This window comes from Halomonas binhaiensis (assembly GCF_008329985.2).
Lineage (GTDB): Bacteria > Pseudomonadota > Gammaproteobacteria > Pseudomonadales > Halomonadaceae > Halomonas > Halomonas binhaiensis.
Genome location: NZ_CP038437.2, coordinates 4143721 through 4165878 on the forward strand (window position 1 = coordinate 4143721; position 22158 = coordinate 4165878).

At 58.3% G+C, this 22158-nt stretch carries 19 protein-coding genes; 13 read left to right on the forward strand and 6 right to left on the reverse strand.

Annotation, left to right across the window (positions count from 1 at the left end; genetic code table 11):
• Positions 1-39 precede the first annotated feature (39 nt).
• Positions 40-903, reverse strand: coding sequence for an MBL fold metallo-hydrolase (locus E4T21_RS18075; RefSeq protein ID WP_205423415.1), 864 nt, complete (start codon positions 901-903; stop codon positions 40-42).
• A gap of 335 nt (positions 904-1238) precedes the next feature.
• Between E4T21_RS18075 and E4T21_RS18080 the strand changes: the two genes are divergently transcribed.
• Together E4T21_RS18080 and E4T21_RS18085 are read left to right on the forward strand one after the other, a co-directional pair.
• On the forward strand, positions 1239-2321 hold the full coding sequence (locus E4T21_RS18080; protein ID WP_187775040.1) for an alpha/beta fold hydrolase: 1083 nt from the start codon (positions 1239-1241) through the stop codon (positions 2319-2321).
• 246 nt (positions 2322-2567) lie between these two features.
• Positions 2568-5414, forward strand: coding sequence for a valine--tRNA ligase (locus tag E4T21_RS18085; RefSeq protein WP_149286361.1), 2847 nt, complete (start codon positions 2568-2570; stop codon positions 5412-5414).
• A gap of 164 nt (positions 5415-5578) precedes the next feature.
• On the opposite strand, the gene E4T21_RS18090 is transcribed toward E4T21_RS18085, so the two are convergent.
• Positions 5579-6958 (reverse strand): aminotransferase-like domain-containing protein, encoded by a 1380-nt coding sequence (locus tag E4T21_RS18090; RefSeq protein WP_149286362.1) that lies wholly within the window; start codon positions 6956-6958, stop codon positions 5579-5581.
• Positions 6959-7164: 206 nt separating this feature from the next.
• Between E4T21_RS18090 and E4T21_RS18095 the strand changes: the two genes are divergently transcribed.
• The 3 genes from E4T21_RS18095 to E4T21_RS18105 are packed head-to-tail and all read left to right on the forward strand — an operon-like array spanning position 7165 to position 10159.
• Complete coding sequence (locus tag E4T21_RS18095; RefSeq protein ID WP_187775041.1) at positions 7165-7470, forward strand: Bax inhibitor 1 family protein; 306 nt, start codon at positions 7165-7167, stop codon at positions 7468-7470.
• 2 nt (positions 7471-7472) lie between these two features.
• Positions 7473-8831 (forward strand): tripartite tricarboxylate transporter permease, encoded by a 1359-nt coding sequence (locus E4T21_RS18100; RefSeq protein ID WP_149286363.1) that lies wholly within the window; start codon positions 7473-7475, stop codon positions 8829-8831.
• Between the two features lie 50 nt (positions 8832-8881).
• Positions 8882-10159, forward strand: a complete 1278-nt coding sequence (locus E4T21_RS18105; protein ID WP_149286364.1) for a hydroxymethylglutaryl-CoA reductase, degradative — start codon at positions 8882-8884, stop codon at positions 10157-10159.
• Positions 10160-10258: 99 nt separating this feature from the next.
• Here the strand turns inward: E4T21_RS18105 and E4T21_RS18110 are convergent, their stop codons facing one another.
• On the reverse strand, positions 10259-11524 hold the full coding sequence (locus E4T21_RS18110; RefSeq protein WP_205423416.1) for a serine hydrolase domain-containing protein: 1266 nt from the start codon (positions 11522-11524) through the stop codon (positions 10259-10261).
• 229 nt (positions 11525-11753) lie between these two features.
• Complete coding sequence (locus tag E4T21_RS18115) at positions 11754-12215, reverse strand: META domain-containing protein (protein ID WP_149286365.1); 462 nt, start codon at positions 12213-12215, stop codon at positions 11754-11756.
• Between the two features lie 151 nt (positions 12216-12366).
• Here E4T21_RS18115 and E4T21_RS18120 point away from each other — a divergent pair, with 151 nt between their 5' ends.
• The 4 genes from E4T21_RS18120 to E4T21_RS18135 all read left to right on the forward strand — a co-directional run bounded on the left by E4T21_RS18120 (position 12367) and on the right by E4T21_RS18135 (position 16299).
• Positions 12367-12771 carry a DoxX family protein gene (locus E4T21_RS18120; protein ID WP_149286366.1) on the forward strand — a complete coding sequence of 135 codons (405 nt, stop codon included), beginning with the start codon at positions 12367-12369 and terminating at the stop codon, positions 12769-12771.
• Between the two features lie 271 nt (positions 12772-13042).
• Positions 13043-14509, forward strand: a complete 1467-nt coding sequence (locus tag E4T21_RS18125) for a DASS family sodium-coupled anion symporter (RefSeq protein ID WP_149286367.1) — start codon at positions 13043-13045, stop codon at positions 14507-14509.
• A 103-nt stretch (positions 14510-14612) separates the two neighbouring features.
• On the forward strand, positions 14613-15056 hold the full coding sequence (locus E4T21_RS18130) for an NfeD family protein (protein WP_149286368.1): 444 nt from the start codon (positions 14613-14615) through the stop codon (positions 15054-15056).
• Between the two features lie 199 nt (positions 15057-15255).
• Positions 15256-16299, forward strand: coding sequence for an SPFH domain-containing protein (locus E4T21_RS18135; protein WP_420827713.1), 1044 nt, complete (start codon positions 15256-15258; stop codon positions 16297-16299).
• A gap of 124 nt (positions 16300-16423) precedes the next feature.
• On the opposite strand, the gene gloA is transcribed toward E4T21_RS18135, so the two are convergent.
• Positions 16424-16864: a lactoylglutathione lyase gene (gene gloA / locus E4T21_RS18140; RefSeq protein WP_149286369.1), complete on the reverse strand. Its 441-nt coding sequence runs from the start codon at positions 16862-16864 to the stop codon at positions 16424-16426.
• Between the two features lie 98 nt (positions 16865-16962).
• On the opposite strand from gloA, the gene E4T21_RS18145 reads away from it, so the two are divergent.
• Both E4T21_RS18145 and E4T21_RS18150 read left to right on the forward strand, forming a co-directional pair.
• Positions 16963-17517: a DNA-3-methyladenine glycosylase I gene (locus tag E4T21_RS18145; protein ID WP_149286370.1), complete on the forward strand. Its 555-nt coding sequence runs from the start codon at positions 16963-16965 to the stop codon at positions 17515-17517.
• A gap of 18 nt (positions 17518-17535) precedes the next feature.
• Complete coding sequence (locus tag E4T21_RS18150; protein ID WP_149286371.1) at positions 17536-18669, forward strand: metal-dependent hydrolase; 1134 nt, start codon at positions 17536-17538, stop codon at positions 18667-18669.
• 66 nt (positions 18670-18735) lie between these two features.
• On the opposite strand, the gene E4T21_RS18155 is transcribed toward E4T21_RS18150, so the two are convergent.
• The gene (locus E4T21_RS18155; protein ID WP_149286372.1) at positions 18736-19701 is read right to left on the reverse strand and encodes a helix-turn-helix domain-containing protein; all 966 of its coding nucleotides are present in this window, start codon (positions 19699-19701) and stop codon (positions 18736-18738) included.
• 165 nt (positions 19702-19866) lie between these two features.
• Between E4T21_RS18155 and E4T21_RS18160 the strand changes: the two genes are divergently transcribed.
• Complete coding sequence (locus E4T21_RS18160) at positions 19867-21285, forward strand: ethanolamine ammonia-lyase subunit EutB (protein WP_149286373.1); 1419 nt, start codon at positions 19867-19869, stop codon at positions 21283-21285.
• Positions 21275-22108, forward strand: coding sequence for an ethanolamine ammonia-lyase subunit EutC (gene eutC / locus E4T21_RS18165; RefSeq protein ID WP_149286374.1), 834 nt, complete (start codon positions 21275-21277; stop codon positions 22106-22108). The genes E4T21_RS18160 and eutC overlap by 11 nt, the downstream gene beginning before the upstream one ends.
• Positions 22109-22158: the final 50 nt, after the last annotated feature.

Below are 22158 nucleotides of genomic sequence, written 5' to 3' on the forward strand. Positions count from 1 at the left end.
GTGCCGTGTGGCTGAGCGTAAAAACTATCCAGACAGAGCCTAGATTTCCATCAAGTCCCGGCCCACGATCACCTCTCCCGAAAAGCCCTGCTGAGCCGCCTCGCGCCAGACGTCATCCTCGATGAAGGGATAACCTCCCGGAACGAAGTGCGACAGCACCAGGGTCTTCACCCCAGCCTGCTCAGCAATGCTACCCACCTGCGCCACCGATGTATGACTTGCCTTCAAATGCTCCATCAGGCGGTCGGCCTGGGGCTCGGTGCTGACGAGCTGTTCCAGGGACGGTACATGCATGACTTCATGCACCAGCACATCGGCACCCTTGGCAAGTTCGATCAGCGCCGGCGTGGGAGCGGTGTCACCAGAAATGACGATGCTTCTGTCCGGAGTGTCAAAACGGAAGGCAAAGGATGGCGTGACTGGGGGATGCTGGACCAGAACACTGGTCACCTTGACACGTTCGTCTTCCATCACGATACCGGGTTCACTGTGCTCGTGAACGCGATACATCTGCGAAAACGGAGCACGCCCTTCATCCTCGACCCTAATGTCGATATCCCCCCGGTTGAGACTGGCAAAGTCCTCCATCATCTGCTTGGCCGGTGGTGGCGCATAAATGTCTACCGCATGGTTCAGAGGCCCGCTCCAGGCAAGGAATATGGCATTTCCTAAATCTGCATTGTGATCCGAATGGTGATGGGTGAGAAAAACCGCCTCCAGGCTATTCAGATCGATACCCGCCTTGACCAGTTGCCTGGCCACACCGTTGCCGGCATCAATGAGATAGGTATGACCATCCACCACAATGGCCTGGCTCGGAGCCGCGCGATTGGCCTTTGGCGTCGGCCCTCCTGCCGTTCCCAGCAGTATCAGGCGAGAAGAGGAGGATGGCGTTGCCGCCATCGCAGTTGTCACCATCGTTGTTGTTACTATCGTTGCAGCGCTTCCAAGGGAGGCCATTGCAGCACTGGCCGTTCCCCATTTAAGCAGTGTCCGTCTCGAGAACATGGGCAGATCCTGGCAGGTAGTCGTTTGAAACCATACGCAGGGAAATGCACTATGTTCAACTGGTTTGCTGGCTATCGTTGTACTGGTGACGTGTACCGGTGACTTGTGCCGATGAAGAGCAGTCACGAGCCGCCATGCTGCATCATTCACCCGCTTGTAGACGTAGACATTGACGTAAAAGACAGACATAAAAGACCGCCGTGAAAGATTGACGTGAAAAGGAGCTGCGCATGTACACCGCCCTACCCGACACACACCTTCGTAATCGTTCGAAATGGTTGGCCGCTGTCGGTTCTACCATCGGTGGTCTCACCTTGGCGGGAGCCGCTCTCATGGCCGGGAATGCCCTCGCGGACACATCAAGTGATGATGCACCTGTCTATGGCGGGGAACTGGAAGGCTTCGAGTACCCCTATCCGGTACAGCGCTTCACCTTTCAGTCACAGCAACAGAACCTGCAGATGGCTTACCTGGATGTCGCGCCCGAACAGCCTAATGGCAGAACCATCGTACTGATGCATGGAAAGAACTTCTGCGCAGCCACCTGGCAGGATTCCATCGAGCGCCTGACGAAAGCAGGATATCGCGTCATTGCCCCGGACCAGATCGGTTTCTGCAAGTCGTCCAAGCCACAGCAATACCAATTCAGCTTTCATCAGTTGGCGCAAAACACTCATCAGTTGCTGCAGCAGCTCGACATCGACAATGTCACCGTGATGGGTCACTCCATGGGCGGCATGCTGGCCAGTCGCTATGCGTTGATGTACCCGGAGCAGACCCAGCAACTGGTGCTCGTCAATCCTATCGGGCTCGAAGACTGGAAGGCGAAAGGCGTGCCGTATCAAAGCATCGACGATGCTTTTGCCGCCGAGAAACAGAAAACAGCGGAGGCCATCCGTAGCTATCAGCAATCCACATACTATGTGGGGGACTGGAAGCCCGCTTATGACCAGTGGGTCGAAATGCTGGCCGGCATGTATGCCGGGAAGGATGGAGAAATCGTTGCCTGGAACCAGGCACTGACATCCGACATGGTGTTCACCCAACCCGTTGTCCATGAGTTCGAGCAGATTCAGGTCCCAACCCTGCTGTTGATCGGTGAGCAGGATAATACTGCAATCGGCAAAGCGTTGGCCTCGCCAGAAGTACAGGACACCCTGGGCCATTATGATGTGCTGGGTGAGCAAGCCGCCGAGCGCATTCCCGACGCTACTCTGGTGGAGTGGCCGGAGCTGGGCCACTCACCGCATATCCAGCAACCGGATGAATTCCACGCAGCCTTGCTGGAAGGTCTCCAGTCGATAGAAGACTGAAGGCGCCATTGCCCACGGGCCTAGTATCGCCGCTTGTCTTTGCTCCATGCCTACCTCCAGCCCGTGGGCAACCCGCTCGTAGCTCGTAGCTCGTAGCTCGTAGCTCGTAGCTCGTATCCACCATGACGCGGATGGTGCCTTCGAGGTATAATCGGCCCCATTTTTCTAGTTGCTGACCCAGATTCTCTTGCAGGGCATTTGCTGAGCACTGCGAGACGAGTACCTTACAGAGCACCGCGAGCATCCATGGACAAGACATACCAACCCGAGCAGATCGAATCACGCTGGTACCAGCGTTGGGAGAACGACCAGCGCTTTGCGCCGTCTGGCCAAGGCGAGCCCTATGCCATCATGATCCCGCCGCCCAACGTCACCGGCAGTCTGCACATGGGACATGCTTTCCAGGACACCATCATGGACACCCTGACCCGCTGGCGGCGGATGCAGGGGCGCAACACCCTGTGGCAAGTGGGTACCGATCATGCCGGTATCGCCACTCAGATGCTGGTCGAGCGCAAGGTGGCCGCGGAGGAAGGCAAGAGTCGTCATGACCTGGGCCGCGATGCCTTCATCGACAAGGTATGGGAGTGGAAGAACGAGTCCGGCGGCCAAATCACCCGTCAGTTGCGTCGCATGGGCGCCAGCGTCGACTGGAGCCGTGAGCGATTCACCATGGATGACGGCTTCTACAAGGCGGTGCAGGAAGTCTTCGTGCGCTTGTACGACGAAGGCCTGATCTACCGTGGCAAGCGTCTGGTCAACTGGGACCCGACCCTGAACACGGCGATCAGCGATCTGGAAGTGGAAAACCGCGACCAGCAGGGCCAGTTCTGGCATTTCCGCTATCCGCTGGCCGATGGCGTCAAGACCGATGCCGGTCTCGATTATCTGGTAGTTGCTACCACCCGCCCGGAAACCCTGCTCGGCGATAGCGCTGTGGCGGTGAACCCGGAAGACGAACGCTACGCTTCGCTGGTCGGCAAGTACGTCGAGCTGCCGCTGGTCGGTCGGCGCATTCCCATCGTCGCCGATGAACACGCCGACATGGAGAAAGGCTCCGGCTGCGTGAAGATCACCCCGGCCCACGACTTCAACGACTATGAAGTCGGCAAGCGTGCCGGTCTGCCGCTGATCAACGTGTTCACCAAGCACGCCCATATTCTTGAAGCGGCTGAAGCTTTCGATCTTCAGGGCCGCCCGCTGGCCGATGTCGATACCCAACTGCCCAGTGCCTATGCCGGCATGGATCGCTTCGCTGCGCGCAAGGCAGTCGTGGCCGACATGGAAGCTGCCGGCCTGCTGGAAAAGACCGAGACAGTCAACAACACCCTGCCCTACGGCGACCGCTCCGGCGATGTCATTGAGCCACTGCTCACTGACCAATGGTTCGTGGCCGTGGAAACGCTGGCTAAACCGGCTATTGAAGCGGTGGAGAACGGCGATATCCAGTTCGTGCCCAAGAACTACGAAAACATGTACTTCTCCTGGATGCGCGACCTGCAGGACTGGTGTATTTCCCGCCAACTGTGGTGGGGACATCGCATCCCGGCCTGGTACGACGCCGAAGGCAACGTCTACGTCGCCCGCACGGCGGAAGAAGCGCGTACCAAGTACACCCTCGCCGCTGATCTCGAACTGAGCCAGGACGAAGATGTACTCGACACCTGGTTCAGCTCCGGCCTGTGGACCTTCGGTACCCTGGGCTGGCCCGAGCAGACACCGGAACTGGCCACCTTCCACCCGACCAGCGTGCTGGTCACTGGCTTCGATATCATTTTCTTCTGGGTCGCACGGATGATCATGCTGACCCTGAAGTTCACTGGCCAGGTGCCGTTCAAGCAGGTCTACGTGCATGGCCTGGTGCGCGATGGCCAAGGCCAGAAGATGTCCAAGTCCAAGGGCAACGTGCTCGACCCCATCGACCTGATCGATGGCATCGACCTGGAAGCCCTGGTCGAGAAGCGTACCGGCAACATGATGCAGCCGCAGAAAGCCAAGGCCATCGAGAAAGCCACACGTGGCGAATTCCCGGATGGCGTCGAGGCTCACGGTACCGATGCGCTGCGCTACACCTTCCTGTCCCAGGCCACGACCGGACGTGACATCAAGTTCGATATGGGCCGCCTGGACGGCTATCGCAACTTCTGCAACAAGCTGTGGAACGCCTCCCGCTATGTGCTGATGAATGCCGAAGGCGAGGATTGCGGTGTTGATAATGGCCAGGTCGAACTGTCGCTGGCAGATCGCTGGATCGCCTCCCGACTGCAGCAGACCGAGGTTCTGGTCACCAAGGCGATGGAAGAATTCCGTTTCGACCACGCCTCTCAGGCACTTTACGATTTTGTCTGGAACGAATACTGCGACTGGTACCTGGAGCTTTCCAAACCCGTGCTGTGGGATGAAAACGCCAGCGCGGAAGCCAAGCGCGGTACCCGTCGCACCCTGGTGCGCGTACTGGAAGCCATTCTGCGCCTGGCTCACCCGATGATGCCTTACATCAGCGAAGAGATCTGGCAGCGTGTTGCACCTCTGGCGGGGACTTTCTCCGCAGAGGGTGACTCGATCATGAACCAGCCGTGGCCGGTGGCAGATGAAAGCAAGATCGACGAGTCTGCCACCCGCGATATCGAGTGGCTCAAGGGTGTCATCATCGCGGTGCGCAACATCCGTGCCGAGATGAACATCGCTCCCGGCAAGCCGCTGGATGTCATGCTGACCAAAGGCGAAGCTGCCGACCAGCAGCGCCTGGAAGCCAACCGCCTGTTCCTGGCCAAGCTGGCCAAGCTGTCGTCCATCAACTGGCTGGACAACCCGGCGGAAGCGCCACTGTCCGCCACCCAGCTCGTCGGCGAGATGGAAGTGCTGGTCCCCATGGCCGACCTGATCGACAAGGATGCCGAACTGGCTCGCCTGACCAAGGAAATCGACAAGCAGGACAAGCTGATCCAGGGCATCGAGAGAAAGCTGTCCAATGAAGGCTTTGTCGCCAAGGCTCCCGCGGTCGTGGTCGAGAAAGAGCGCGGCAAGCTGGCCGAGTTCCAGGCTGCCCGTCGCCTGCTGGTAGAACAGCACGAGAAAATCTCCGCGCTATAAACCAGCCTGCATAGCAATATCACGGACGCTCAGCCGTCCTGACCCCATCAAGCCCCGTTCGGCTCATTGCCAACGGGGCTTGATATTGAGCCAGTCAGATATTCTGCGTCTCTGCGCGGGTCGTGTTTTCAAGAACAGATTCCGCAGGGAGCATTGCCACCGAATCAGCCCTGGTATTTCAGCTCTCGGGCCAGGAACTCCAACAACCGGTGATCGGCAGCATGGGCGATATTCACCCGCATGGCACGGCCACTATTCTCATCCTGGCCCAGGGAGAACAGCGGGCCAGGTGCAATGAAGATGCCGTACTGTGACGCGCGCTTGGCCAGGCTCACTGCCTCCATGCCCGGGGGTAGCTTCACCCACAGATAGAGCCCTCCACCGGAACCTTGAATATCCGTCAGGCCAATGGCGGACAGCTCCTTCACGGCAATGGCCGTGGCCTTGCTGATACGCTCGCGCAACTGCTTGAGGTGACGGCGATAGCGTCCCCGCAGCATCAGGTCGTGGACCAGCATTTCGGTCAGTGCCGAGGAGTTGACGACGGTAAGCATCTTGATGTCGGTGAGCACCTTGATCAGCGACTCGCTGCCGGCGATGAAGCCACAACGCAGTCCCGTCGACATGGTCTTGGAAAATGAGCCGAGATAGATCACCCGCTCCAGACCGTCCAGCGCGGCCAGACGGGGCGTGGCACGAGGCAGGATATCGGCGAAGATATCGTCCTCGACCAGTATGACCCCATGGCGATTGGCGATATTGACCAGGCGATGCATGTTGCTCAGCGACATGCTGCTGCCGGTGGGGTTATGGGCGTTGGGCTGCAGAAAGAACAGTCGCGGACGGTACTGCCGTATATGCTCCTCCAACTGGTCCAGATCCGGGCCATCGCGGCGGCGAGTTACCCCGACCAGTCTCGCCCGTGCCAAGCGCAGCTTGCCAAACAGCGGATAATAACCAGGAGACTCCACCAGCACGCTATCACCAGGGGCGACAAAGTGGCGGATGATCAGATCGAGAGCATGATTGGCGCCAAAGGTCATCAGCAACTGAGATGCCGAGACATGTACCGAGCGCTCGACCAGTGTCTGGGCAATCAACTCACGCAACGCCGGATAACCCTGAGGCTGTCCGTACTCGATCTCCACCTCATCGTTATGGACACCCCCACGCTGCCGCAGGCGACGCGCCAGCTCCAACCCCGCCGTCCAGCTGCTGGGCACGCGGCCATCACCGGCGCGCACGCTGAAACGTCCCTCCAGTTGCTCACGCAACAGGCTGACCGTATCGACGGCCTCCGAGACGTATTCCGTCTTCTCCACCACTTTGAGTGACTTTGGCCGCGAGACGAAGAACCCGGAGCCTCGTTTGGCTTCGAGATAGCCCATGGCCGTCAGTCGGTCATAGGCGTCGATGATGGTGTTCTTCGATACGCCGAACTGTCGCGCCGCTTCACGAATCGACGCCACTCTGGCCCCCGGCTGCAACCGACCTTCATCGATGGCCTTGAGGATGGAATCGGCGACCCGCCCTGCCCTGGACATCGATAACGCTCCTCTCCAATTCAACAACTGTACCCATTCTTCTACTGGAACAGTACCAGCCAACTGGACACAAACTGTACCTTTTTCTAACGACCATAAGCGGTAATGCTGACCACTTGACTGACGATACCACCGCTGGCGACTCGGCGGCTGGTAGACAGGAGCCCCCGTCTCCTCAATAACGATAACAGAACCAGGTAATCATCATGCCAGACGCCACCTCCAGCAGATCGTACCTGCAGGTATGGGACGACACTGTCACTCTGCGTGACCTGCTGCTGTCTTTGATCATCACCACCACGCTATGCCTCGGCGGTTACATCCTCGCTCCTGAACGACCACCACTGCCATTGATGTTCGGCCTTGGCGGCGCCCTGCTCGGCTTCGTCATATCGACCATTGCTTTCCGCCCCAAGCGCAGGGTGGATGAAGAGCCATCGAGCGGGGTAAGTGAAGAGCCATCGAGCGGGATAAATACAACGTCACCCGGCGATACCGTCGAGGAGGTGTGATCATGGATCCCGTTCTCATCCTGCAGATGATCGTGGCAGCGGTCATCGCCGCTGTCGTCTACACCGCTATCGGCGTCGCCCCCGGTACCGACGAGACTGCCGTACTGGCTCCAGTCACCCTGGCGTTGATCGTGGCCGGCATCCCGCTACCGGTGGTATTGGCCTTCTTCATGGCGGCCATCGTGGCCAAGAAACTCACCGACTCGATCCCGGTCGCTGTCGCCGGCATTCCCGGCGGAGTCATGTCGGCGCCCATGGTCGAACATGCCATGATCCTCAAGCGCGAGGGCCAGGCCACGCTATCCATTCGCAAGATGGCCTCTGGCTCGGTGATCGGCACCCTCGTCGCCCTGCCGATCAGCCTGTTGCTGGCAGCCCTGCTGACACCCCTGGCCGATGTGGTAGGCCAGTACGCCAGCCAGATCTTCTTTGCCGGCGCTATCTTCCTGGCCCTGATGAGCAAGGCCCGCTTGATCAGTCTGATCAGCATTCTGTTACTGGCTGTACTGATTCAGGCCCTGCGCCATTTCTACTGGGGCATGGGCATCATTCCCGAGGACAAGGTGGTATTCATCTCCTTCTTTCTCGGCATCACCATCGGCCCGATGATGCTCAACCTGCTGCAACTGACGGTTGGCAGCGAACGCGACAAGCTCAAGAGCAATGAGCCGAAGACCATCACTCTACAGCGTCAGGACAAGACCGAAAGCCAACGCTGGCCCAACCCGTTCAAGGTGCTGACGCCTCAGGAATCCGCTTCAGCAGCGGTCAGTTCCACCATTGGTTCCGCGACCTTCTTCATGAGCCCGGTCGGCATCACTATCTTTCTTGGCGAGGTCATGTCGAGCCTGGCCAAGGGCAAGGTCGCCAAGGCCTGCAGAGCCATTTCGTCCATGGATGCAGTGACCAATGCCTCGTATATTGCCGGCATCCTGATTCCGCTGGCAGCGCTCGGGATTCCGATGAGCCCGATGGCCATCGGGCCAGGTAACGCCTTCTTCAACGCACCGCCGGTGCTGACGCTGGAAAACAATGCCCACCACTTGATGAGCTTCAGCGATATCACCATCGCCAGCATCATTGGTGCTGCCGTTGCTCTGTTGCTGACCTATCCCATCGCCGTGCGTTATGCCCGCGCCATTTGTGCCTTCGTGTTCCGCCATATTCCTCACGAAGCTTTCATTGGCACCTTCTTCGCCCTGGTCATGCTGTTGGCCTACATGGACGCAGGTACCGTCGGCATCCTCGGCGTACTGGTGCTGGCGCTGGTTTCCGGTGTGCTCAATCGTTGGGGCGTCAACTATGGCGTGCAGTTCATGACCCTGTATGCCGCTCCCTGGCTGATGGGCCTGATTGCCTGACAACACGTTCTGCTCGATCCCCTTTTATCTCTGGCTACGGAAATCCTTTCATGACCGCAACATCTTCACGTATTCCCGGCTTCTATCGCTTGAGCCTCGGAGAGCGCTTCGAACAGGTTAATCAGCGTGTGTCGCTTCCCGAAGAGGCGCGCCAGCACTTCGCCAACACCGGAAACCTCAGTGCCCAGACCGCCGATTCCTTGGTCGAGAACGTCATCGGCACCTTCAATCTGCCTCTCGGCATCGCCACCAACATGATGATCGATGACGAGGAACGCCTGATTCCGATGGTCACCGAGGAGTCTTCAGTGATCGCCGCAGTGTGCAATGCAGCACGCCAGTGCCGCAGTAGTGGAGGCTTCATCACCAGCTACTCAGCGCCGGTGATGATTGCGCAAATACAGCTCACTCAGGTGTCCAACCCGGCATTCGCGCGTCTACGGATCCTTGAGTCCATCGAGCAGATCCGTCAGATCTGCGATGCCACCGATCCGGTACTGCTCAAGCATGGCGGTGGATTGCAGGATGTCGAGGTGCGCCAGGTCGACGACATGCTGGTGGTGCATCTGCTGGTTGATGTCCGCGACGCCATGGGGGCCAATGCGGTCAACTCGATGGCCGAAGCGGTGGCACCATCACTCGCCGAGTGGAGCGGCGGCAAGGCCGGCCTGCGTATCCTCTCCAATCTGGCGGATCGCCGTGTGGCCCGTGCCCGTGCCATCTGGCGTCTGGATGACATTGCCGTCGAGGGACTAAGCGGCGAGGACGTGCGCGACGGCATGCTGTCGGCCTATCGCTTCGCCGCCCTCGACCCCTACCGTGCAGCCACGCACAACAAGGGCATCATGAATGGCGTCAGCGCCATTGTCCTGGCTACCGGCAACGATACCCGCGCCGTCGAGGCCGGCGCGCATGCCTATGCCGCTCGCCATGGCAGCTACAGCTCACTGAGCCACTGGGAATGCGATGTGGACGGCAACCTGTGCGGCAGTCTGGAGTTGCCCATGCCGGTAGGCCTGATCGGCGGCGCCACACGCCTCCACCCTACGGCCCAGTACAGCCTGAACATTCTTGGCGTTTCCAGTGCAGAACAACTGGCTCGCACCATCGCTGCAGTAGGGTTGGCACAAAATTTTGCGGCCATGAAGGCACTGGCGACCACCGGTATCCAGAAAGGCCACATGGCCTTGCATGCCAAGAACATTGCCGTGATGGCGGGTGCCGCAGGCGAAGAGATCGACACCATCGCCAGCGCACTCGTCAAAGGGGGCAAGGTACGTATGGATATCGCCGAGCAGCTCCTTGGTGAACTGCGCAAGAATGCCTGACAAAGCTGAATAGCCGCAGCGGTCTCATCACAAACAAACTGCCCCGCCCAAAAAAGATGGGCGGGGCAGTTTCGTGAGCAAACAGTGCCGAGTTCGGGTTTACTGCTCATCCAGAGTTGTCACTACCGCATCGAAGAACACCATGGGATCGATGACTTCCTTGCCGGTCGGCTTGGGTTCTGCGGCATTCTGGGCAATCACGATATTGTGGGCCGGATTGACATAGACATATTGCCCCTGGATACCCACGGCAGAATAGGCGTGGTCCTCTTCCGAGGGTTTGGTCCAGCCCGTCCACCACATGTAGCCATAGTCGAGTGTTTCGCCTCCCGCCAGTTGGGTCGGCTGGGTCGCTTCTTCGATCCAGCCTTCCGGCAACACGCGTTGTCCATCGATCACACCACCATCGAGCATGAACTGGCCGAAGCGCGCATAGTCACGCAGTGTCGCACTGATACCGCTGCCACCGATTTCCACACCATCCGGTGATTCCAGCCACCAGGTAGCATCGCTTTCCATGCCATAAGGCTGCCACAGCTTTTCCGATAGATATTCGGCTAGTGGTCGCTTGATGGCTCCATGGATCACTTCGGCCAGGATCTGTGTTTCACCTGTGCTGTAATTATTGACGGTACCCGGATCGGCAGCACGCGGCAGTTGCGACATGACCTCCATGGCACCCCCCGGCTGCTGGGCAATCTGGGCGCGCAGTAGATCGCGCCGGTCCGAGTTCACATCGGTATAGGTCTCGTTCCAGGCCACCCCTGACGACATCATCAGAATATTGCGCAGACTCACGCCATCGTAGGCACTGCCCTTCAACGCAGGGACATAATCAACCACCTGCGCATCAAGACCATCGATCAGGCCATCCTTGATCGCCATGCCGGCCAGGGTCGAGGAAATCGACTTGGCAACAGACATCGACATCCAGCGTGTATCGGGGCCATTACCACGCTGATAGGTCTCGTAGACGACTTCTCCATCCTTGAGGACCACAAGCCCGGTGACATTATTCAGCGCCAGATAGTCATAGATATCGTATTGCTTGTCGTCAGCCGTGAAAGTCAGGTTCTCGAACGCAACGGGAGCTTCCACCAACGGGCGAGGATCATCCCCCGCTTCAATGATTCGCGAAGGAAACAAGCGATCGATATTGCGATAGGTATTGACCGCCATATCCGGTGTGAGATGCCCACTGTAGACCGCTTCGACATCACCGATAGGCTCTTCGGCATGCCGATATTCATTGGCCATGGCTGCGGAAGACACGGCAATACCTAGTGGCAATGCCACGGCCCATGTCCAATGCCTTGACCGACGATGCTTGCTTCCCATCTGGGTAATGGAGTGTCCGCGCTGCATGCATGTCCTTGTCGTTTGACAGAGCATGTCACTTCTCCTTGTTGTGTCAGCACCTTCTTGTGTTGTTGGCTTCTTCATTGCGGGCGTAAAGAATATTCACCAGCCAACACAAGCTAGTTGAAGAGCTGATACGCGGCAAGCAGGACGGTGGGATATCGCCACCATCCTGCTCTATCACTCATGGGTCAGGATGAAATACCGCCACCACTACGGTTCAATACACCATGGCTCAATGTGCCAGCCGAAAGCCACCAAGCACCAGGGAGTTCGGGCCGAAGAAGACAATGCGATCATGATCGATCAGGTAACGATATGCCTGGCCGAAAATATTCTGCACTCGAGTGGCGTCCGCCATCTGCGGACAGGCTTTTCGCGTGGATGCCAGTTCACTGAATTCGATGCGCTGGCTGTCGCCAAAGCTGACGGTACCCGTGAGGTTATTGCAGCCATCACTGCCACTGACACTCCCATCCGCAGCCACCTTGAAATAAGGTGTCGACGGCATCGAGACACGCTCATCGGTACCTATCAACAGCAAATTCCAGCGCTTTCCGGCTATGGTTTCCGGAACGCCTGCATCGGGGTCTGCCTTCCCATCGCCCCCGGAAGATGGAGGTTGACTGGAACACGCAGCCAACAATAGCGTTATCACTGCTAACGCAGCTAGCTGGCGAACTCGTATCAGGGTCATGCTATCTTCCTTAATCACTGAAAGAGAAAATAGTTGCTGAAAGAAAAAATGATTCAGCCAGCCGCTAGTGTGCCGCAGCCTAACCACCAGGGAAATGGTACCGCGGCGATTTCACACAGCAATTTCATGACTTCGGTATAAGGACGCTACCATGCTGAACGCTCTCAACAACGATGCTCTGGGCAAACTGATCCTGCGCCTGGCGCTGGGTATCTTGATCCTGTTGCATGGAATCTCGAAGCTGGTCAATCCAGACAGCCTCTCCTGGATCAGCGATACACTCGCCTCCCTTGGTCTGCCCACCGTATTGGCTTATGGCGTACTCCTTGGCGAGGTCATTGCTCCATTGATGGCGATAGTCGGCTGGCATACGCGTATCGCCGGCCTGTTGATTGCCGGCAATATGCTGGTGGCCATCTACCTGGTACATATGAACCAGCTGTTCAGTCTGACCGACAGTGGCGGCTGGGCACTGGAGCTGCAAGGCATGTTCCTGTTCGGTGCCTTGGCCATGATGTTCATGGGCAGCGGACGCATGGCGATCAAGCCGGATTGACCCTCCAGGGGCATGCCCACATGCCCCACCCTCTTTACTTCCTAGCAGTCACCATGGCCTCCTCGGCGCCATGTTGCGCTTCATGGCGCCGACCACCCGGCCTGCGGCCCTGCTCGCGAGGCCCTGTGTCGCCCTTGATCCGCACTAATTCAGGTGTTGATGGGGATCAGGCCCCCAACACGCTCGTTATGGGTTAATGAGTGAGAGCTGCTTTCTGGTGTCCCAGGCCCGACGAGGGCCGAGGACGGACATCCATCCTGTCTGGAGGATCATGATGCGTCCCTTCGCCCCCATCCCTACCGCCATTGCCCTGATCATCGGGCTGGCCATCTGGTTCGTGATTCCCGTCCCTGACGGCGTTGCCCCCGAGGCCTGGCATCTACTGGCTATTTTTGTCGCCACCATTGCGGCGATTATCGGCAAGGCAATGGGCATCGGTGCCCTTGCCATGATCGGGATCACGCTGGTTGCCATCACTGGCGTCACCAATCCCGATAGTCCCAAGGGCGCGATACTGGATGCACTGTCTGGCTTCTCCAATCCACTGATCTGGCTGATCGGCCTGGCCATGATGATCTCCCGAGGCCTGGCCAAGACCGGACTGGGCAACCGCATCGGCTATGCCTTCATCTCCATCTTTGGCAAACGAACCCTTGGCATCGGCTATGCCCTGACTCTCGCCGAGCTGACCATTGCACCGATCACGCCCAGCAATACCGCACGTGGTGGCGCTATTATTCACCCCATCATGCGCTCGATTGCCGATAGCTTCGGTTCCTCTCCGGAGCAGGGCACCAGCGGCAGAATCGGTCACTATCTGGCGCTGGTGAACTACCACGCCAACCCGATCAGCTCCGCCATGTTCATCACCGCCACCGCCCCCAACCCATTGATCGTTGACCTGATCAGCAAGACCACCGGCGGCAGTTTCAGTATCACCTGGACCCAGTGGGCACTGGCAGCACTGGTACCTGGCCTCGTGGCCCTGCTGGTAATGCCATTGGCGCTCTACTTCCTGTATCCCCCGGAGCTGAAGCGCACACCGGATGCCACCCAGTTCGCTCGGGACAAGCTCGGCGAGATGGGTCCCTTGTCAGGGCAGGAATGGATCATGATCGGTGTTTTTGCCATGCTGCTTCTGCTGTGGGCCGGTATTCCCGCCATGCTATTCGGCCCAGGCCTCGCGGTGAACGCAACTACCGTGGCCCTGCTCGGCCTATCTATCCTGCTGATCAGTGGCGTCCTCACCTGGGACGATGTACTCAAGGAAAAGTCCGCCTGGGACACCATCGTATGGTTCTCGGCCCTAGTAATGATGGCTTCCTTCCTCGGCAAGCTGGGATTGATCAGCTGGTTCTCTGGCGTCATCCAGCAGGGTATCGCCAGCTTCGAAATGGGCTGGTTTGCCATGACCCTGGCACTGGTGGCAATTTTCTTCTACACCCATTACTTCTTCGCTAGTGTCACCGCCCACGTCACCGCGATGTTTGGCGCCTTCCTTGCCGCGGGTATCGCCCTGGGCATTCCGACCCCATACCTCGCCCTGATGATGGCCGGGGCTTCCTCACTGATGATGTCGCTGACCCACTATGCGACCGGCACCGCGCCAATCATCTATGGCTCCGGCTACATCGAAATGGGCGCCTGGTGGAAGGCTGGATTCATCATGAGCCTGATCAACCTCGCCATCTGGATCACCGTCGGCAGCCTGTGGTGGAAAGTGCTCGGTTACTGGTAAACCAGAGCGCAATACACAGTCTCCTTGCAGCGGGCACCACCGCAGAGCAGAATCGGGAAGGTGACAGGATGTCACCTTCCCGATTCTGCCTTGTGAGGCGTCGATGGACCTGCTCAACCCTGCTCTGTTGTGGTTACTGCTTGCACTCGCCATTCTCGTGATCGAGTTGCTTACCGGTTCCTATGTACTACTCGCCATTTCCCTGGCCGCTGGCTTGACGGCTGCCGCGGCCTGGCTGGGGCTTTCTCTGGCCAGCCAACTGATCGTCATGGCCCTTGGCTGTGGCATCTTGGTGCCGCTTGCCATAAGGCGACTCAGGAAGCGTCAGAGCAAATCCACATTTGGCGTCGCAGGAACCGGCAGCAATACCGGTCAACGCTTCGTGGTAACACAACGCGATTACGATGGCGCTGCCTGTATCAAACTCGATGGAGACTTCTATCGGGCTGTTCTCGAAACCAGCGAAGAACCTGAGCTAACACCAGGCGATCCAGTGATGCTGGTGCGCTTCGATGGCACTCAGGCCATCGTCAAGCGCAGTCACTGATACGATAAAAAACTATCCTTGAATTCCACCCAAAGGAAATACTGAATAAATCAGCCGAGCGGGATGAAGCACAAGACGCACGGAGCGCAACAACCGGAGCCTATGGGGTATAGGTGAGGATTGTGAGCACCGCGCAACGTAGTGATTCGCACGCGCAGGCATTTATGCAGCGTTTCCCCAACGCAAGGGAACTGCCACCATGTACCTGCTTTCCGACCTCAGTCCGGGACTCGTCATTTCTCTCATCATCGCTCTGATTGCACTCATCGTGGTGTTCAAGGGCCTGCTCATCGTGCAGGAATCAGAAGTCATTGTGATAGAGCGCCTCGGTGCCTATAACCGCACTCTGCAGCGCGGCGTCAACTTCATCATTCCATTCCTCGACAAGCCGCGCCCGATCAAGATGGTGCGCTACAAGCGTCACGGTGCGGAATTCATTCCTCTGATGACCCACGAGGCTCGCATCGATCTGCGCGAGTCGGTAATGGACTTCCCCTCCCAGCCGGTCGTCACCACCGACAACGTGACCGTCCGTATCGATGGCGCTATCTATTTCCAGATTGTCGATCCCGCCAATGCGGTCTACAAGATCGAGAACATGAGCCAGGCGGTGGAGGTTCTCGCCAAGACCACGCTGCGCTCCGTCGTGGGTCAGATGGAGCTCGACAAGATCTTCGAGTCCCGCGCCGAGGTGAACGCACAGATCAAGGAGCAGATGGAGGAGCCCGCTTCCAAGTGGGGCGTGGCGATCAATCGCATCGAGGTTCAGGACATCGAGATGCCCGAGGAGGTCAAGGAGGCCATGCACCTGCAGATGTCCGCCGAGCGCCGCCGACGTGCAACGGTCACCGAAGCGGAAGGTGACAAGGCAGCAGCCATCGCCAAGGCTCAGGGGCAGAAGGAATCCGCCATTCTCAATGCCCAGGGCGACAAGGAAGCAGCGATCCTTCGGGCCCAGGGCGAAAGCCGTTCGATTGAGCTGGTACTCAATTCCATGGGTGAGGGTGAAAAGAGTTCCAGAACCGTTATTGGCTACTTGCTTGGCCAATCCTATATTTCCATGCTGCCAGAGATGGCCAAGAACGGTGAACGCATCTTCGTTCCTTATGAGAGCTCTGCACTCCTCGGCGCCATGGGTGCCTTCCGGGATCTCAATGTCGACGACTCCGAGATCAGCAATATTGCCCGCCGCGCGGCGGCCACAGGAGGCATTGCCGGCGCGGCCAGCGGTGCATCCAGCTGACCTCGAAACGATTCCGGGTAGCCTGATGGCTACCCGGAACGCATAGCGCTATTCATCATCTCACGCCATGGCAACGAATAACCGTGATGGTGAATAGCGATGAGTCAGAGCTGACAGAATGTTCTTACCAGCTACCGGTATTCTCCATGGATGCCCACGGCTCCTGAGCCGCTAGTGGCTCGCCCTTCTGCAGCAACTCGACAGAGATACCGTCCGGGCTGCGAACAAAGGCCATGTGGCCGTCACGCGGTGGGCGGTTGATGGTCACGCCGTTATCCTGGAGTTTCTGGCACAGGGCATAGATATCGTCGACCCGATAGGCCAGATGACCGAAGTTGCGCCCACCCTGGTATTCTTCGGGATCCCAGTTGTAGGTCAGCTCCAGTTCTGGCGCCTGGAGTTCGGCCGAGCGAGACTCATCTTCCGGCGCCGCCAGGAATACCAGGGTAAAACGTCCTTTTTCATTATCTTTGCGCCTGACTTCCTTGAGCCCCAGAAGGTCGCAGTAAAAGCGCAGCGAAGCGTCAAGGTCGCTGACACGAACCATGGTGTGCAAGAATTGCATCTTTACTCTCCTGTTGTTGACTGCCCCGGTTGAAGGGCCAAGTTGAATAGCCGCCTGGATAATGGGTATATCAGTGACAGGTATCAAGGACACGATACATGAGTGACTACTGTGACACCGCACCAGGCCACCCGTTTCATGGCCCTTATCACGACAACGAGTATGGCTTTCCCATTCATGATGAGTCAGTGCTGTTCGAACGCCTGGTGCTGGAGATCAATCAGGCAGGCCTGTCCTGGCTGACCGTGCTGAAGAAGCGTGCGGCGTTCCGCTCCGCCTTCCGTGACTTCAATGTAGATAGCGTTGCCGCCTTCAATGATCGTGATCGCCAGCGGCTGCTGGATGATGCCGGCATCATTCGCAACCGGCTCAAGATCGATGCAGTGATCCACAATGCACAGGTCATTCGCCATCTGCGAGAAAGCCATGGTGGCTTCCAGGCCTGGCTTGACGTGCACCACCCACTCACTCATGCAGAGTGGGTCAAGCTGTTCAAGCGTACATTTCGGTTCACCGGCCCGGAAATCGTCAAGGAATTCCTGATGAGTGCCGGGTATCTGCCTGGCGCTCATCGTGACGACTGTCCGGTACAGGCCAGGATACTGGCAACCACTCCTCCCTGGGCGCAGACGGATGCCCTCAGGCCCGAGTGATCCATAAAGGACCGCATCATGGATTCGGTTACCCAGGCTGCCCTAGGTGCCGCCATTGGTGGCGCAGTGATGGGGCGACGCCTCGGACGCAAGTCGCTGTTGATTGGTGCTGCCCTGGGTACCCTCCCGGACCTGGATGTCATCATTGACTACGGTGACGCCGTAGCCAATGTCACTTATCACCGTGGCTTTAGCCATTCCGTCTTTCTGTTGACGGCACTGGCAACACTGCTGGCCTGGCTGGCTCGACGTTTCGCCCCACCAGGCGATATCCGCTTCGCCCACTGGTGGCTCATGTTCTGGCTGTGCCTGGTCACCCATCCAATGCTGGATGCATTGACCACCTACGGCACCCAGATATGGTGGCCACTAGCAGTGGATCATCCTACCGCCTGGCCGCAGCTGTTCATTATCGATCCGCTGTTCACCTTGCCCATGCTGGTCGCCATCACAATCGCCCTGTGTTCAGGAACCCTGCAGCGAGTTCTCCGTGCAAGCCAATGGGGATTACTGGTATCGGCGCTATATCTGCTCGCTTCGTTCGGAGCAAAGCAGTGGGTGGAACTGAAGGTCTCTCCGGCCCTGGCTCAGGCAGGCATGGTGCAGGCTCCCCGGCTGGTACAGCCGGCTCCCTTCAATATTCTGCTATGGCGGGTCACTGCCGTGGATGGCGACCGCCAGGCCGAAAGCCTGGTCGGCCTGTTCGATGGCAATTCAACCCCCATGGTCGAAGTCTTTTCCCGTGGAGCGGCCCTCGAAGCCGACGCCCTCGCCTTGCCCAGCGGGCAGCGATTGAGCTGGTTTGCCGGCCCCTTTCTGCGCTACGAGACATGGGAAGAAGATGACCGGACCTGGCTGGTAGCGACGGATCTCCGTCTTGGATTCCCTGGCTTTCACCATTTTCGCTTTGTCCTTGCCGAACGTCAGGACGACGCCTGGGTCGCGGTGAACTCCCGCATGTTGAATGCCACGGATCCGGCACAACCGCGGGAACAACCCCTTGGCCAGCTGTGGCAACGCGCCCTGTCACCCAGCCCTCCGTTATGCCTGGGGCTGCTTGAAGCCCCTCGCTGGCTCCTTGCATCTCCCGCCCCCTGTGCCAAGGATGCGCATATGGGCACGGCAGTGGAGATGGCCAACGATCGTTCTTGATGTAGCCATTCTTGATATGGCTGCGCTTGATTCAAACGTGCCAGTGCTTGCCCGGTCTGATCTCGCTCATCGAATGCTGCTCCGGCATCGAGCGAGCGTATCAGACGGAGATTCACCAAACAGCTGACGATAGTCCTGGGCAAACTGACCCAAGTGGTAGAAGCCCCAATCGCTGGCTACTTCCGTCACCGTTGCATGCCCATCGGCAGCGGCCAGCCGGCGACGTACCCGGTTGAGTCGCGTCATGCGCAGAAAGCGGCTGGGACTGATGCCCAGAATACTGGTAAAGCTGTATTGCAAGGTGCGCTGGCTGACGTTGGCAATCTTGCATAGCTCCATGAGCGTCACCGGAGGCGACGGACAGACCTGCAAATGCTCGCGAATGCAGTCCACTACTTGGCGGCGGTGTTGGTAGCTGGGGGTCACCTGAGTATTCGGTCGCTCCTCATGCACGATTTCCAGCAATGCCAGTAACAGGATTTCCTGATGAACGGCAACGGAAAGATGCTCCCTGGGCCTGGCCAGCAGATGCTCGATCAGGAAGGCCACTGCCTTGCGTGTATGCTGGGACAGTACCAGGCGTGACAGGACTTGCGGAGAGGCTTGCAGCATATCCAGCACCTCGGCCCCGGCTAGCCCACCCAGCAAGCGTTTGTCGATGACCAGCCCATAGATGGCGAAGTCATCCGGTGTGACGAGCTCGAAGTCATGCGCGCCAGGCTGGCACATCACCTCATCATCCCCCACGGGACGGCCATCGATACGACACCCCTGTCGATATGCAGGAATACCCAGCCACAGGGAATTCGGCCACACGTTGCACTGCTGCCACACCGCATGGCTCGTGTATTCCTTGAACACCTGCATGCCGCCTAACTGGATCTCATCAATGCGTCCATAAAAGGCACCACCACTGAACTGATCATATTCCTGGGACCAGTCCGTCAGGTTATGGGCATGCTCATCGGCATCCCAGGACTCCCACACGCACCGTTTTGGTGCGTTTTGCACTGACTCGTTGTTCAACAACATGCATCGTCACTCCTCCTTCCTGCCATCTCGCTTACACAGAAAGGCAACCGTTTGTTTTTATATGGAAATTCCAGCTTTGCCGGGAATTGATAGTGTCCCTTGGGCAAGCCCTCTACTTTGAATATGCAATTCTCGCTCCGTTCTTCCGCTCCATCGGAGACGACCATGTCCAAGGAATTTCTCTATACACTAGGCCACCGATGCTACCGCTTTCGCAACCTTGCCGAGCTGATGGCCAAGGCGACTCCCGCACGTTCGGGAGACCGCTTGGCAGGTGTCATTGCCGAGTCTGCCGAAGAAAGGGTGGTTGCGCAGATGGCCTTGGCCGAGCTGCCGCTGAAGGTATTTCTGGAACATCACCTGGTGCCGTATGCAGAAGACGAAATTACTCGCCTGATCATCGACACCCATGATGCTGCAGCCTTTTCGTCGATCGCTCATCTCAGCGTAGGGGATTTTCGCAACTGGCTGCTCAGCGATCTGGCAACTCCCGAAAAGATTGCCGAGGTGCGCGCGGGCATCACCCCGGAAATGGCCGCCGCGGTCAGCAAGATCATGCGCAATCAGGACCTGATCCTGGTGGCTCGCAAGTGCCAGGTCACCACAGCCTTCCGCAACACCATTGGCCTGCCGGGACGGCTCTCCACGCGGCTGCAACCTAACCATCCCACCGACGATGTGACTGGGATTGCGGCCAGCATTCTCGATGGCCTGCTCTACGGCAATGGCGATGCGGTCATTGGCATCAACCCTGCCACCGACAATGTTGCCCAGAGCATCAAGCTGATGAAGCTGATGGATGAGGTGATCCAGAAGTACGACATTCCCACCCAATCCTGTGTGCTTACCCACGTCACCAACACGCTGGAGGCCATCGAGCAGGGAGCTCCCGTGGATCTGGTGTTTCAGTCCATCGGAGGTACCGAGGCCACCAATGCCAGCTTCGGTTTCAATCTCGCCACAATCGCCGAGGCTCAGGATGCCGCCCAGGGACTAAAGCGTGGCACTGCCGGCAACAATGTCATGTACTTCGAAACCGGCCAGGGCAGTGCACTATCCGCCAATGCGCACCATGGCCTCGATCAACAGACCTGCGAAACTCGCGCCTACGCTGTGGCACGCCACTTCGATCCTCTGCTGGTCAACACCGTCGTTGGCTTCATCGGTCCGGAATACCTGTTCGACGGCAAGCAGATCATCCGCGCCGGACTTGAAGACCACTTCTGTGGCAAGTTGCTTGGCGTCCCCATGGGATGCGACATCTGCTATACCAACCATGCCGACGCCGATCAGAATGACATGGATAACCTGCTGACCCTGCTGGGCGTCGCCGGGTGCACCTTCATCATGGGCATTCCTGGGTCAGACGATGTGATGCTCAACTACCAGACCACCTCTTTCCACGACGCGCTTTACGCCCGCCGTGTCCTCGACCTGGCGCCAGCCCCTGAATTCGCTGACTGGCTCACCAGAATGACCATATTCGATGACATCGCGGGGTATCGTCTCAACGACGGCTTGCCGCAACCCTTTGCCCGTTCCCTGGCCAACCTTCCTTCACAGGAGGCTGACCATGAGCGCTGACAAGCCGTCTCGCCCCGTCACTGACAATCCCTGGCATCTCCTGCGCCATTTCACCGACGCTCGCATCGGTCTCGGCAGAGCGGGTATCAGCCTGCCCACCTCCCGCTCCCTGGAATTCCAGTTGGCACATGCCCAGGCCCAGGATGCCGTTCATCTGCCGCTGGACGTGGATGACCTCTGCCATCAGCTTGAAGTAGAAGGTCCTCTCTCCTCGGCCATGCCCATCCAACGCCTGCACAGCCAGGCCTGCGACCGCCAGACCTACCTGCAGCGTCCTGACTGGGGGCGACGCCTGAATGATGCCTCGCGAGAACAACTGAAGCAGGCCACCGATGCTGCGCAATCTTCCTACGACCTGGCCATTGTCGTGGTGGATGGGCTGTCTTCCTTTGCCACGCAGCGTAATGCCGTTCCCTTTCTGCGCTGCCTGGGCGACTGCCTCGACAACGACGACCACAACTGGTCACTCGCGCCATTGACGGTGGTGGAGCAAGGGAGAGTCGCCATTGGCGATGAGATCGGCGAAATGCTCAATGCCAATGCGGTGCTGGTCCTGATCGGAGAACGTCCCGGGTTGAGTTCACCTGACAGCTTGGGGCTCTACCTCACCTGGGGACCGAGAATCGGCCTCACCGATGCTTACCGCAACTGTATTTCCAATGTACGCCCGGCAGGCCTCGCCTTCTCCGAAGCCAGCCGACGACTGGTGTACTTGCTGCGCGAGTCGCGAAAACTGGAGCTATCTGGTGTGAAGCTCAAGGATCGTACCCAGGACGATGTGATCGACACATCGGAAAGTCCAGGCAACTTTTTGATCTCCTGACTTCCAGATTTCCTGACACGCCATCATCCCTGGATGGCAGCAGTTCAAGG

Coding starts and splice junctions, on each gene's coding strand:
- E4T21_RS18075 (WP_205423415.1), bottom strand. CDS start 903: ATGGCGGCAACGCCATCCTCCTCTTCTCGCCTGATACTGCTGGGAACG.
- E4T21_RS18080 (WP_187775040.1), top strand. CDS start 1,239: ATGTACACCGCCCTACCCGACACACACCTTCGTAATCGTTCGAAATGG.
- E4T21_RS18085 (WP_149286361.1), top strand. CDS start 2,568: ATGGACAAGACATACCAACCCGAGCAGATCGAATCACGCTGGTACCAG.
- E4T21_RS18090 (WP_149286362.1), bottom strand. CDS start 6,958: ATGTCCAGGGCAGGGCGGGTCGCCGATTCCATCCTCAAGGCCATCGAT.
- E4T21_RS18095 (WP_187775041.1), top strand. CDS start 7,165: ATGCCAGACGCCACCTCCAGCAGATCGTACCTGCAGGTATGGGACGAC.
- E4T21_RS18100 (WP_149286363.1), top strand. CDS start 7,473: ATGGATCCCGTTCTCATCCTGCAGATGATCGTGGCAGCGGTCATCGCC.
- E4T21_RS18105 (WP_149286364.1), top strand. CDS start 8,882: ATGACCGCAACATCTTCACGTATTCCCGGCTTCTATCGCTTGAGCCTC.
- E4T21_RS18110 (WP_205423416.1), bottom strand. CDS start 11,524: ATGCAGCGCGGACACTCCATTACCCAGATGGGAAGCAAGCATCGTCGG.
- E4T21_RS18115 (WP_149286365.1), bottom strand. CDS start 12,215: ATGACCCTGATACGAGTTCGCCAGCTAGCTGCGTTAGCAGTGATAACG.
- E4T21_RS18120 (WP_149286366.1), top strand. CDS start 12,367: ATGCTGAACGCTCTCAACAACGATGCTCTGGGCAAACTGATCCTGCGC.
- E4T21_RS18125 (WP_149286367.1), top strand. CDS start 13,043: ATGATGCGTCCCTTCGCCCCCATCCCTACCGCCATTGCCCTGATCATC.
- E4T21_RS18130 (WP_149286368.1), top strand. CDS start 14,613: ATGGACCTGCTCAACCCTGCTCTGTTGTGGTTACTGCTTGCACTCGCC.
- E4T21_RS18135 (WP_420827713.1), top strand. CDS start 15,256: ATGTACCTGCTTTCCGACCTCAGTCCGGGACTCGTCATTTCTCTCATC.
- gloA (WP_149286369.1), bottom strand. CDS start 16,864: ATGCAATTCTTGCACACCATGGTTCGTGTCAGCGACCTTGACGCTTCG.
- E4T21_RS18145 (WP_149286370.1), top strand. CDS start 16,963: ATGAGTGACTACTGTGACACCGCACCAGGCCACCCGTTTCATGGCCCT.
- E4T21_RS18150 (WP_149286371.1), top strand. CDS start 17,536: ATGGATTCGGTTACCCAGGCTGCCCTAGGTGCCGCCATTGGTGGCGCA.
- E4T21_RS18155 (WP_149286372.1), bottom strand. CDS start 19,701: ATGTTGTTGAACAACGAGTCAGTGCAAAACGCACCAAAACGGTGCGTG.
- E4T21_RS18160 (WP_149286373.1), top strand. CDS start 19,867: ATGTCCAAGGAATTTCTCTATACACTAGGCCACCGATGCTACCGCTTT.
- eutC (WP_149286374.1), top strand. CDS start 21,275: ATGAGCGCTGACAAGCCGTCTCGCCCCGTCACTGACAATCCCTGGCAT.